The 12,318-nt window shown below is 61.8% G+C and carries 13 protein-coding genes; all 13 read right to left on the minus strand.

Annotation, left to right across the window (positions count from 1 at the left end):
- Positions 1 to 359: 359 nt before the first annotated feature.
- The 13 genes from J1G37_RS20900 to flhF all read right to left on the minus strand — a co-directional run bounded on the left by J1G37_RS20900 (position 360) and on the right by flhF (position 12,310).
- On the minus strand, positions 360 to 752 hold the full coding sequence (locus J1G37_RS20900) for a DUF2802 domain-containing protein (RefSeq protein ID WP_207045176.1): 393 nt from the start codon (positions 750 to 752) through the stop codon (positions 360 to 362).
- Positions 753 to 1,238: a chemotaxis protein CheW gene (locus J1G37_RS20905; protein ID WP_017735234.1), complete on the minus strand. Its 486-nt coding sequence runs from the start codon at positions 1,236 to 1,238 to the stop codon at positions 753 to 755. It lies immediately after the preceding gene.
- An 80-nt stretch (positions 1,239 to 1,318) separates the two neighbouring features.
- Positions 1,319 to 2,104 (minus strand): CheW domain-containing protein, encoded by a 786-nt coding sequence (locus J1G37_RS20910; RefSeq protein ID WP_207045179.1) that lies wholly within the window; start codon positions 2,102 to 2,104, stop codon positions 1,319 to 1,321.
- Positions 2,104 to 2,892, minus strand: a complete 789-nt coding sequence (locus J1G37_RS20915; protein ID WP_124526494.1) for a ParA family protein — start codon at positions 2,890 to 2,892, stop codon at positions 2,104 to 2,106. The genes J1G37_RS20910 and J1G37_RS20915 overlap by 1 nt, the downstream gene beginning before the upstream one ends.
- Before the next feature lie 50 nt (positions 2,893 to 2,942).
- Positions 2,943 to 3,836: a flagellar motor protein MotD gene (gene motD, locus J1G37_RS20920; RefSeq protein WP_207045181.1), complete on the minus strand. Its 894-nt coding sequence runs from the start codon at positions 3,834 to 3,836 to the stop codon at positions 2,943 to 2,945.
- Positions 3,837 to 3,845: 9 nt separating this feature from the next.
- Positions 3,846 to 4,586, minus strand: coding sequence for a flagellar motor protein (locus J1G37_RS20925; RefSeq protein ID WP_124526496.1), 741 nt, complete (start codon positions 4,584 to 4,586; stop codon positions 3,846 to 3,848).
- On the minus strand, positions 4,586 to 5,713 hold the full coding sequence (locus J1G37_RS20930; protein WP_207045184.1) for a chemotaxis response regulator protein-glutamate methylesterase: 1,128 nt from the start codon (positions 5,711 to 5,713) through the stop codon (positions 4,586 to 4,588). Before J1G37_RS20930 ends, J1G37_RS20925 begins: the two co-directional genes overlap by 1 nt.
- A gap of 47 nt (positions 5,714 to 5,760) precedes the next feature.
- A complete protein-coding gene (locus tag J1G37_RS20935) occupies positions 5,761 to 7,956 on the minus strand; it encodes a chemotaxis protein CheA (RefSeq protein ID WP_207045186.1) in 2,196 nt (731 codons plus the stop codon).
- Between the two features lie 11 nt (positions 7,957 to 7,967).
- Complete coding sequence (locus J1G37_RS20940; protein ID WP_207045188.1) at positions 7,968 to 8,756, minus strand: protein phosphatase CheZ; 789 nt, start codon at positions 8,754 to 8,756, stop codon at positions 7,968 to 7,970.
- Between the two features lie 18 nt (positions 8,757 to 8,774).
- Entirely contained in the window at positions 8,775 to 9,149 is a 375-nt protein-coding gene (locus J1G37_RS20945) for a chemotaxis response regulator CheY (protein WP_015885173.1), read from the minus strand.
- Positions 9,150 to 9,317: 168 nt separating this feature from the next.
- Positions 9,318 to 10,058 carry an RNA polymerase sigma factor FliA gene (gene fliA / locus J1G37_RS20950; protein WP_017735226.1) on the minus strand — a complete coding sequence of 247 codons (741 nt, stop codon included), beginning with the start codon at positions 10,056 to 10,058 and terminating at the stop codon, positions 9,318 to 9,320.
- On the minus strand, positions 10,055 to 10,888 hold the full coding sequence (fleN, locus tag J1G37_RS20955; RefSeq protein WP_003192912.1) for a flagellar synthesis regulator FleN: 834 nt from the start codon (positions 10,886 to 10,888) through the stop codon (positions 10,055 to 10,057). The genes fliA and fleN overlap by 4 nt, the downstream gene beginning before the upstream one ends.
- Before the next feature lie 105 nt (positions 10,889 to 10,993).
- The gene (gene flhF, locus J1G37_RS20960; protein ID WP_017735225.1) at positions 10,994 to 12,310 is read right to left on the minus strand and encodes a flagellar biosynthesis protein FlhF; all 1,317 of its coding nucleotides are present in this window, start codon (positions 12,308 to 12,310) and stop codon (positions 10,994 to 10,996) included.
- Positions 12,311 to 12,318: the final 8 nt, after the last annotated feature.

Here is a 12,318-nt window from a genome sequence, read left to right on the forward strand (position 1 = left end):
TGAGATCCATAGGTTTCAGCTCTCTCCAGGGCATGGTCAGATCCTCGCGAAATCGACCCTGCCAGTTAAAAACTGTTACCTATGTGCGTGAACTGATTTGTAACCCATGTGGGTGAGTCATACCGGCGAAGGCCTTTTGCTTACTTTTGGGCCTTTCCAAAAGTGAGCCGCTGTAAGAGCGGAACCATAGGCAGCCGTTACCGCAGCAATGGATATGTACTCCGACCCAAAAGCCCCAGCGCCTGACACATAGCCTTCGCGAGCAAGCCCGCTCCCACATTTGGATCGGGGTACATCCGACAAACTACAGTCGCCTGACACATAGCTATCGCAGGCAAGCCAGCTCCCACATCCAGGTGTCAGCTTTTGTGCAGCTTGCTCATCAGTTGCGCCTCAGCCTGGGTCAGCCCGCAGGACTGGGTCAACTCATCCACCGTCGCCCCCATCCCCACCAACTTCGCCGCCTGGGCAAACGACAGGCTCGACGGATCACGCTGCTCAATCTGCGCCAACTTGTCCGGCAACGGCGCCAGAATCGCGCGCAGCTCGTGCACCTCATCCCCCACCCGCACCGCCGTCTGCTGGTAATGATCAACCCGCTTGACCAACTCCAGCACACGCCGATCACGCACGGCGTCGCGCTCGGCCTGTTGCAGGGCCACTTCCCGTTGCTGGCGCACATAGCGCAGCAGGAAGGCCAACGTCCCGGCCCACAACAGGGCCAGGACGATCACCGCCGCTTCAAGAAACAATCAGATGTTCTCCAGATCCGACCATTCTTCTTCGCTCATCATCTTGTCCAGCTCAACCAGAATCAGCAGTTCGCCGTTCTTGTTGCACACGCCCTGGATAAACTTGGCGGATTCTTCGTTGCCCACGTTCGGCGCGGTTTCCACTTCCGATTGGCGCAGGTAGACCACTTCGGCCACGCTATCGACCATGATCCCGACCACTTGCTTGTCGGCTTCGATGATCACGATACGGGTGTTGTCGTTGACTTCGGTCGGCACCAGGCCAAAACGCTGGCGGGTGTCGATCACGGTGACCACGTTGCCGCGCAGGTTGATGATGCCCAGCACGTAGCTCGGCGCACCTGGCACGGGCGCGATCTCGGTGTAGCGCAGCACTTCCTGCACGCGCATCACGTTGATGCCGTAGGACTCGTTGTCCAGCTTGAAGGTTACCCATTGCAGGATCGGATCATCCAAACCTTGTGCGGACGCTGACTTGTTGTTCATACCCCTGACCCCTTCAAATGCCGCGTAACACGGCGTGTGTGCTTCATTGGCCCCGAAACATCGCGGCCCTTATTGTTCAATCAACTGCGTGTATTAACCGGCATCGACTTGACCGCACCGCTGGCGATCAACTCGGCCAGTTCGGACACGTCGAGCAATGCGCACATGTGTTCGATCACGGTGCCCGCCAGCCAAGGCCGCTGGCCCCGGTGGCTGCGCCATTTGATTTCGTTCGGGTCCAGGCGCAACGAGCGGCTGACTTGATGCACCGCCAGCCCCCACTCGTAGCCCTGCACCGAGATCACGTATTGCAGGCCTTGGCGGAAGTCGTCGCGGTAGCGGTCGGGCATTACCCAGCGCGCGGTGTCGAGGACTTTGAGGTTGCCGGCCTGGCTGGGCAGGATGCCGAGGAACCACTCCGGTTGCCCGAACAGCGGCGTCAGCTCCTGGCCTTCCAGGGAATAGATCGAGCCCAGGCACACCAGCGGCACCGCCAGGGTCAAGCCGGCGACGTCGAACAGCAGGCATTCGAACGGCTCGGCGGCCCAGCTCGGGCGACCATCGGTGGTGACCGGCGGCGGTGTGATGCTCGGCGGCAGATGGACTTCCACCACCGGCGCGACCACCACGGGGGCAACGGGGGCCACCACGACGGGCGTGATCGGCACCACCACCTGGGCATCGCGGGCTTGTTCTTCGAGCACTGCCAACTGGAATTCATCCAGTGTGGCTGGCGACTCGACGACCGGCTCCAGCACCAGCAGCGGTTCGGGCAGCTCTTCGGCGGTCGCGTCCTGGAGCAAGGCATCCAGGTAGGATTCCAATGCCAGTTGCGGCCGGGTCTTGAATTCGACGGGACGGTTCATCAAGCCACCTGCGCCACAAGCTGCTGGGACAGCAGGTGCTTGAGCAGCGCGCGGTAGGCCATGACGCCACGGCTCTTGCCGTCGAACTGCGACGGCGTGAGGCCGGCGCGGCTGGCGTCACGCAGGCGCGTGTCCACCGGGATGTAGCCGTTCCAGATGGTTTCCGGGTAGGCATCGCGCAGTACGCGCAGGGTGCCGAGGGATGCTTGGGTACGGCGGTCGAACAGGGTCGGCACGATGCTGAACGGCAGCGCCTGTTTGCGCGAGCGATTGATCATCGCCAGGGTGCTGACCATGCGCTCCAGGCCTTTGACCGCGAGGTGCTCGGTCTGTACCGGGATCACCAATTGCTGACTGGCCGCCAAGGCGTTGACCATCAGCACGCCAAGCAACGGCGGGCTGTCGATAATGGCGTAGTCGAAGTCCTGCCACAGTTGCGCCAGGGTCTTGGCGATCACCAGGCCCAGGCCGCTTTGCCCCGGTGACTGGCGCTCAAGGGTAGCCAGCGCGGTGCTGGACGGCAGCAGGGAAATGCTCTCGTTGCTGGTGGGCAACAACAGTTGCCCGGGCAGGTCGGCCGGCACGCTGCCCTTGTGCAGGAACAGGTCGTAGCAGCTGTGTTCCAGCGCATCCGGGTCGTAGCCGAAATAGCTGGTCATCGAGCCGTGGGGGTCGAGGTCGACCACGACCACACGCTTGCCCGCCTCGGCCAGCAAGCCAGCGAGGGCGATGGAGGTGGTGGTCTTGCCGACCCCACCTTTTTGATTGGCAACTGCCCAGACTCTCATTCAGTTGGTTCCTCCCGGTGGGCACAGGCGCGACCGAGACATTGCATAGGTTATTGAGCCGGTGACGGAGAATTGACGGAGCTCTGCCGCACCGGCGGCGTTACCACTGCCGGTGCAGTTTGTGTGCCAGCGCGCTTCAAGGCCGCGTCCGGTGTTGCATTGGCCGTGCCGGTACCGGTCAGGCTGCGGCGCACATCAAGGTTGCGCGACACCACCAGGACCACCCTGCGGTTCTTCGCACGCCCTTCCACCGTGGCGTTATTCGCCACCGGCTGGAATTCGCCATAACCCACCGACGCCAGGCGCCCGGGGTTCACGCCCTGCATCGCGAGCATGCGCACGATGCTCGATGCCCGCGCCGAAGACAGCTCCCAGTTGGTCGGGTACTGCGCGGTGCTGATGGGGAAATTGTCGGTAAAGCCTTCGACGTGTATCGGGTTCTCGAACGGCTTGAGGATGCCCGCCACCTTGTCGATGATGGTGAATGCCTGATCACTGGGCAGCGCATCGGCACTGGCAAACAGCAGGCTGGAATTGAGTTCGATCTCGACCCACAACTCATTGCCGCGCACGGTCATCTGGTTGGAGCTGATCAAGTCGCCAAAGGCGGCGCTGATGTCGTCGGCGATGCTTTTCAGCGGGTCGCTGGTGCCGCCGACGCCAGCGGCGGTTTCGTCGCTGTCATTGACCAGCGGCTTGGCCGGGGTCACGGTCTTGGGCCGCTCTTCACCAATGGGGATCGGCTTGAGCGAACGATCGGCGTCGTTGAACACGCCGATCAGCGCTTGGGAAATGACTTTGTACTTGCCTTCGTTGATCGACGAGATGGAGTACATCACCACGAAAAACGCGAACAGCAAGGTGATGAAGTCCGCGTAGGACACCAGCCAGCGTTCATGGTTGACGTGTTCTTCAGGCTCGCGACGGCGACGGCTCACAATCATGACCTCCCATCAGTCCATGAAACCCTGGAGCTTCAATTCGATGGAGCGCGGGTTCTCGCCCTCGGCAATCGACAGGATGCCTTCCAGCAACATTTCGCGGTAACGCGACTGGCGCTGGGCAATCGACTTGAGCTTGCTGGCCACCGGCAACAACACCAGGTTGGCACTGGCCACGCCGTAGATGGTGGCGACGAACGCCACGGCAATGCCGCTGCCCAGTTGCGAAGGGTCGGCGAGGTTGCCCATCACGTGGATCAGGCCCATCACCGCACCGATGATGCCGATGGTCGGCGCGTAGCCGCCCATGCTTTCAAAGACCTTGGCGGCGTTGATGTCGCGGCTTTCCTGGGTGTAGAAATCCACCTCCAGGATGCTGCGGATCGCTTCCGGCTCGGCGCCGTCCACCAGCAATTGCAGGCCTTTGCGCGCGTAGCTGTCGGGCTCGGCATCGGCCACGCCTTCAAGGCCCAGCAGGCCTTCCTTGCGGGCGGTGAGGCTCCAGTTGACCACGCGATCAATGCCACCGGCCAGGTCGACGCGCGGCGGGAAAATGATCCACACCACAATCTGCATGGCGCGCTTGAACGAGCTCAACGGCGACTGCAACAACGCGGCGCCAACGGTGCCGCCGATCACGATCAATGCGGCCGGGCCGTTGGCCAGCGCACCGAGGTGGCCGCCTTCGAGGTAGTTGCCGCCGATGATGGCGACAAACGCCATGATGATGCCGATCAGGCTCAACACATCCATTAGAGGCAGGCCTCCACCAGATGCTTGCCGATGTCGTCCAGGCTGTAGATGGCGTCGGCCAGGTCAGCCTTGACGATGGCCATGGGCATGCCATAGATCACGCAACTGGCTTCGTCCTGGGCCCAGATTGCACTGCCGCCCTGCTTGAGCAGGCGCGCGCCTTCACGGCCGTCGGCGCCCATGCCGGTGAGGACCACCGCCAGAACTTTGTCGCCGTAGGACTTGGCTGCCGAACCGAAGGTGATGTCCACGCACGGCTTATAGTTCAGGCGCTCATCGCCCGGCAGGATTTTGATCGCGCCACGGCCATCCACCATCATCTGCTTGCCACCCGGGGCCAGCAGCGCCAGGCCAGGGCGCAGGATGTCGCCATCCTCGGCTTCCTTGACGCTGATGCGGCACAGCTTGTCCAGGCGTTCGGCGAAAGCCTTGGTGAACGCGGCGGGCATGTGCTGGATCAGCACGATCGGCGCCGGGAAGTTCGCCGGCAACTGCGTCAACACGCGTTGCAGGGCCACCGGGCCGCCGGTGGACGTACCAATGGCGACCAGCTTGTAGGCTTTGCGCTTGGGTGCTGGCGAGTGCGCGCTTGGCGCTGCGGCACGAACCGGCGCGGGGGCTGGTGCAGGCCGGGCCACCGGCGCAGGGGCCGGGCGACCGAACGACGACGTCGGCGCAGGCGGCGCCGCAACCGGTGCCGGCGCAGGGGCGCTGAACAGGCTGCGACGGTTACTGCGGGAAATGCTGTGGACTTTCTCGCACAGCAGTTGCTTGACCTTCTCGGGGTTGCGCGAGATGTCTTCGAAATTTTTCGGCAGGAAGTCCACCGCACCGGCGTCCAGCGCATCCAGGGTTACCCGGGCGCCTTCATGGGTCAGCGAGGAGAACATCAACACCGGGGTCGGGCAGCGTTGCATGATGTGGCGGACTGCGGTGATGCCATCCATCATCGGCATCTCGTAGTCCATGGTGATGACGTCAGGCTTCAACGCAATGGCTTGATCAATCGCCTCTTTGCCGTTGGTGGCCGTGCCGACCACCTGGATGCTTGGATCGGCGGAAAGAATTTCCGAGACGCGGCGGCGGAAGAAACCCGAATCGTCCACCACCAGGACCTTGACTGCCATAAACACTCCGTTAGGCGGGGCGGGCAAACCGCCCTGCCCCACCAGAATCAAATACGCCGAGCGGCGTAACGCTTGAGCATGCTCGGAACATCGAGAATCAGCGCGATCCGACCGTCACCGGTGATGGTCGCGCCGGACATGCCCGGGGTTCCCTGCAGCATTTTGCCCAAAGGCTTGATCACCACTTCTTCCTGGCCAACCAGTTGATCGACGACAAAGCCGATCCGCTGGGTGCCCACGGAGAGGATCACCACATGGCCTTCGCGCTGCTCTTCATGCTTGGCCGATGCCACCAGCCAGCGCTTGAGGTAGAACAGTGGCAACGCCTTGTCGCGCACGATCACCACTTCCTGGCCGTCCACCACGTTGGTGCGCGACAGGTCGAGGTGGAAGATCTCGTTGACGTTGACCAGCGGGAAGGCGAACGCCTGGTTGCCCAGCATCACCATCAGGGTTGGCATGATCGCCAAGGTCAACGGCACCTTGATCACGATCTTCGAACCCTGGCCCTTGGTCGAGTAGATGTTGATCGAGCCGTTGAGCTGGCTGATCTTGGTCTTCACCACGTCCATGCCCACGCCACGGCCGGACACGTCGGAGATCTCGGTCTTGGTCGAGAAGCCCGGGGCAAAGATCAGGTTGTAGCACTCGGTGTCGGTCAGGCGGTCGGCGGCGTCCTTGTCCATCACGCCACGCTTGACCGCGATATTGCGCAGGATCGCCGGGTCCATGCCTTTGCCGTCATCGGTGATCGACAGCAGGATATGGTCGCCTTCTTGCTCGGCCGCCAGGATCACCTTGCCGCCACGGGACTTGCCCGAGGCTTCGCGTTCTTCCGGGGTTTCGACGCCGTGGTCGACGGCGTTGCGCACCAAGTGGACCAGCGGGTCGGCCAGGGCCTCGACAAGGTTTTTGTCGAGGTCGGTTTCTTCACCCACCAGTTCCAGGTTGATCTCTTTCTTGAGCTGGCGCGCAAGGTCGCGAACCAGGCGCGGGAAGCGGCCGAAGACTTTCTTGATCGGCTGCATCCGCGTTTTCATCACGGCGGTTTGCAGGTCGGCGGTGACCACGTCGAGGTTCGACACGGCCTTTTGCATGGCTTCATCGCCGCTGCTCAGGCCCAGGCGCACCAGGCGGTTACGCACCAGGACCAGTTCGCCGACCATGTTCATGATGTCGTCCAGGCGTGCGGTATCAACCCGCACGGTGGTTTCGGCTTCACTGGCAGGCTTTTCAGCAGCGGCCGGTGCCGGTGCCGCAGCACGGGCAGGGGCAGGGGCTGCTGCGGCAGGCGCAGGAGCGGGTTTGGCCGCTACCGGAGCGGGTGCTTTCGCGGCTACCGGCGCAGGGGTTGCGACCGCTGCCGATGCGCCCACTTCGGTGAACTTGCCCTTGCCGTGCAACTCGTCCAGCAGGGACTCGAATTCGTGATCGGAAATCAGCCCGTCAGCGGCCGGTGCTGCGGCAGCGGTAGGCGCTGCCGCCGCGACTGCCGGCAACGCGTCGGCCACAAACGTGCCCTTGCCGTGCAGTTGGTCGAGCAGCGCTTCGAATTCATCGTCGGTGATGTCGGTGCTGGCAGCAGCGGCAGGCGCTTCGGCCGCAGCGGCAGGCGCAACGGCGTCGGCAGCGAACTGGCCTTTGCCGTGCAACTGATCGAGCAACGATTCGAATTCGGCGTCGGTGATGTCTTCGCCCGTCGGCGCTGCAACAGCAGCCACCGGAGCTTCGGCTTCAGCCTTGACCGCGTTGAGGGAGTTGAGCAGTTGTTCGAACTCGCTGTCCGTGACATCCGCCTCGGCCTCGACCACAGGCTCCGGCGCCGCTTCTGCGACAGGCGCAGCCGAAGTGTCAGCCGGTTCTGCCAGGCGCGCCAGGGCGGCCAGCAGTTCCGGGGTGGCCGCAGTGATCGGTGCACGTTCGCGCACCTCGCTGAACATGCCGTTGACCGCATCCAGTGCTTCGAGAATCACGTCCATCAATTCCGAATCAACGTGACGCTCACCCTTGCGCAGGATGTCGAACACGTTCTCGGCGATGTGGCAGCACTCCACCAGCTCATGGAGCTGGAGGAAGCCGGCGCCCCCTTTTACAGTGTGAAAACCGCGAAAAATTGCATTGAGCAGGTTCGCATCATCCGGTCGGCTTTCCAGCTCGACCAGTTGCTCGGACAACTGCTCTAAAATTTCGCCGGCCTCTACAAGGAAATCCTGAAGGATTTCTTCATCGGCGCCGAAGCTCATGTGGGTGCTCCTTAGAAGCCTAAACTGGATAACAGGTCATCAACATCATCTTGACCCGATACAACGTCTTCACGTTTATCGGCATGAATCTGCGGACCTTCACCCTTGGCGAGATGTTTTTGTGGATCTTTTTCCGAGAGGATCGCTTCGCGGTCATGTTCGATGCCGGCAAAACGGTCAACCTGGCCTGCCATGAGCACCAATTTGAGCAAATTGCTTTCCACTTCGGTGACCAGTTGGGTCACGCGCTTGATCACCTGACCGGTGAGGTCCTGGTAATCCTGGGCCAGCAGAATGTCATTGAGGTTGCTGGAAACCGTGCGGTTGTCCTGCTCGCTGCGTGACAGGAAACCTTCGACCCGACGCGCCAATTCACGAAACTCCTCCGCCCCGACTTCGCGACGCATGAAGCGGCCCCAGTCGTGGCTCAAGGCTTGGGCTTCGTTGGCCATGCCATTGACCAGGGGCGTGGCGTTTTCCACCAGGTCCATGGTCCGGTTGGCCGCCGCCTCAGTCAGCCTGACCACATAGGACAGGCGTTCGGTGGCATCGGTGATCTGCGAGATTTCTTCGGCCTGGGGCATGTGCGGGTCAATCTGGAAATTGACGATCGCACTGTGCAGCTCGCGTGTGAGCTTGCCCACTTCCTGGTACAGGCCGCGGTCACGGGTCTGGTTGAGCTCATGGATCAACTGCACCGCGTCGCCGAACTGGCCTTTTTCAAGGCTGTCGACCAACTGGTGAGCATGCTTTTTCAGGGTCGACTCGAAGTCTCCCTGTGATGTTTCTTTATGCTCCATAGCTCCCCCGCGATGGCATTAGCCGTGGATGCGTTCGAAGATTTTCTCGATCTTCTCTTTCAGCGCCAATGCCGTGAAAGGCTTGACCACGTAACCGTTGACCCCGGCTTGGGCGGCTTCGATGATCTGTTCACGCTTGGCTTCGGCGGTCACCATCAACACCGGCAAGCTGCGCAATTTTTCGTCCGCACGCACGTGGCGCAGCAGGTCGATACCGGTCATGCCCGGCATGTTCCAGTCGGTTACCAGAAAGTCGATGCTCCCGCTGTTGAGGATCGGAATCGCCGTAATGCCGTCATCCGCCTCGACCGTGTTTGTGAACCCAAGGTCACGCAACAGGTTTTTAATGATCCGCCGCATCGTTGAGAAGTCATCAACGATGAGGATTTTCATGTTCTTGTCCAATTCGACCTCCAAGCAGTCTTAAACGCGCCCAGCACCTGGACGCGCCATTTCAATCAACAGGCGTTACACAAAAAGGACTGCCCAGGGCACCACGGGGCAAACCCGCAAAGGCCTGAGGCCTTCACGGGTTCGTCTGCAGTGTCCCCACACCGCCTGTCAGCGCGCGCGCCACTCTCCCAATCGCCCCCGCAAGCGGGCTGCGCACTGGCTATGCAGCTGGCTGACACGCGATTCGCTGACCCCCAGGACCTCACCGATTTCCTTGAGGTTCAGCTCTTCGTCGTAGTACAGCGCCAACACCAGTCGCTCACGCTCCGGCAAATTGGCAATCGCGTCCGCCAACGCGCCCTGGAAACGTTCGTCTTCCAGGTCACGCGACGGCTCAAGATGTGCACTTGCGCCGTCCTCATGCAGCCCCTCGTGTTCGCCGTCCTGTAGCAGGTCGTCGAAACTGAACAGGCGGCTGCCCAAGGTATCGTTCAAAATCCCGTAGTAATCGTCGAGACTCAATTGGAGTTCGGCCGCAACTTCGTGATCTTTAGCGTCGCGACCGGTTTTTGCTTCAATTGCGCGAATTGCGTCACTGACCATGCGTGTATTGCGGTGTACCGAACGCGGCGCCCAATCCCCTTTACGCACTTCATCGAGCATCGCACCCCGGATGCGGATACCCGCATACGTCTCGAAACTCGCACCCTTGCTCGCATCGTATTTGGTCGAGACTTCGAGCAGGCCGATCATGCCGGCCTGGATCAAGTCTTCAACCTGCACACTCGCGGGCAAACGCGCCAACAGGTGATAAGCGATGCGCTTGACCAGTGGCGCATAGCGCTCGATCAATTCGCCTTGGCTGTCACGTGCCGACTTCTTGTAAAGGTTGTAGCCGCTGGCTGTCATAGCACCGGTCCTGCGCTCGTCTGATGCACCAATCGCTCGACGAAAAACTCCAGATGCCCCCGCGGGTTGGCGGGCAACGGCCAGGTATCGACCTTCTGGGCAATAGCCTTGAACGCCAGTGCGCACTTCGAACGAGGGAACGCTTCATAGACCGCACGCTGCTTTTGCACGGCCTTGCGCACACACTCGTCATAGGGAACTGCGCCGACGTATTGTAAGGCGACATCGAGGAAGCGATCCGTGACCTTGGTCAACTTGGCGAACAGGTTGCGGCCTTCTTGCGGGCTCTGGGCCATGTTGGCCAGGACACGGAAGCGGTTCATGCCGTAGTCGCGGTTGAGCAGCTTGATCAGGGCGTAGGCGTCGGTGATCGAGGTGGGTTCATCGCAGACCACCAGCAAGACTTCCTGCGCGGCGCGCACAAAGCTGACCACGGACTCGCCGATCCCGGCGGCGGTGTCGATCACCAGCACGTCGAGGTTGTCGCCGATATCGCTGAACGCCTGGATCAGGCCGGCATGCTGCGCCGGGCTCAGGTGCACCATGCTCTGGGTGCCCGAGGCCGCCGGCACGATGCGGATCCCGCCAGGCCCCTGGAGCAGCACGTCGCGCAGCTCGCAGCGGCCCTCGATCACATCGGCAAGGGTATGTTTGGGCGTCAGCCCCAGCAGAACGTCGACGTTCGCCAGCCCCAGGTCAGCATCCAGCAGCATGACGCGACGGCCAAGCTCTGCCAGGGCCAGGGACAAATTCACTGACACGTTAGTTTTCCCGACGCCACCTTTGCCGCCGGTCACCGCGATCACCTGTACGGGATGCATGCTGCCCATTTTATTTCTTTACCTTGTCTTGCTTAGACGCAGGCTACATGGCTTGGCCGCGTGAATCGCTTGCAGACCATCGATGTAGGTACATTTCACGGTGTTCGTACTGCCTCAACCCACCCGCTTTGCCGGGTTGTGATAGAGGTCAGCGAACATATCGGCCATCGCTTCCTCGCTAGGCTCTTCTTGCATTTGTACGCTGACTGCCCGGCTGACCAACTGATGACGGCGCGGCAGATGCAAATCATCTGGAATCCGCGGTCCGTCGGTCAGGTAGGCGACCGGCAGTTCATGGCTGATAGCCAGGCTCAACACTTCGCCCAGGCTTGCCGTCTCATCCAGTTTAGTCAGGATGCAACCGGCCAGCCCGCAACGCTTGTAGCTGTGATACGCAGCGGTAAGAACCTGTTTCTGGCTGGTGGTTGCAAGCACCAGGTAATTTTTCGATTTGATCCCACGCCCGGCCAGGCTTTCCAGTTGCATGCGCAATGCCGGGTCGCTGGCTTGCAGGCCGGCGGTGTCGATCAGCACCACGCGCTTGCGCAGCAGCGGATCGAGGGCGTTGGCCAGGGACTGGCCCGGGTCGACGTGGGTCACCGACACATTGAGGATGCGCCCGAGCGTCTTGAGTTGTTCCTGGGCACCGATACGGTAGCTGTCCATGCTCACCAGCGCGATATTCTGCGCGCCGTACTTGAGCACGTAACGCGCCGCCAGCTTGGCCAGGGTGGTGGTCTTGCCCATGCCGGCAGGGCCGACCATGGCGATCACGCCGCCTTCTTCCAGGGGTTCGATTTCCGGGGTGACGATCATCCGCGCCAGGTGCGCCAGCAACATGCGCCAGGCCTGGCGAGGTTCTTCGATTTCGGTGGTCAGTGCCAGCAGGTCGCGGGACAACGGGCCGGACAGGCCGATACGTTGCAGGCGGCGCCAGAGGTTGGCCTGGGCCGGCTTGCTGCCTTGCAGCTGCGTCCACGCCAGGGAGCCCAGCTGCACTTCCAGCAGCTCACGCAGGCCGTTGAGTTCAAAGCGCATCGAGTCGAACACACGCTGGTCGACCGCGGCAGCCGGGGCTGGCGCTGCGGGACGTGGCGGTTCGGTCAACGTCGGCTCGACCAGCGGCTCGGCAGCGGTCAGCGGCAAGCCGGCGAACAACTGGCGATTGGTGGTGGCATCGCTGTCGCCACGCATGCTCAGCTCAGCCTGGGCCGAGACGATGCGCGAGGCGGTCTTGCGCAGCTCGTCTTCGAGTTCCATGTTCGGCACGCGCGGGGCCAGGGCCTGGGGGGTGTAATCCAGGGCAGCCGTCAGCTCGACACCGCCGGCAATCCGACGGTTACCGATAATCGCGGCATCGGCGCCCAGCTCATCACGTACCAGTTTCATGGCCTGACGCATATCGGCGGCGAAAAAACGCTTCACTTGCATAACCCACT

The organism is Pseudomonas sp. Marseille-Q1929, from assembly GCF_017316265.1.
Taxonomy (GTDB): Bacteria; Pseudomonadota; Gammaproteobacteria; order Pseudomonadales; family Pseudomonadaceae; genus Aquipseudomonas.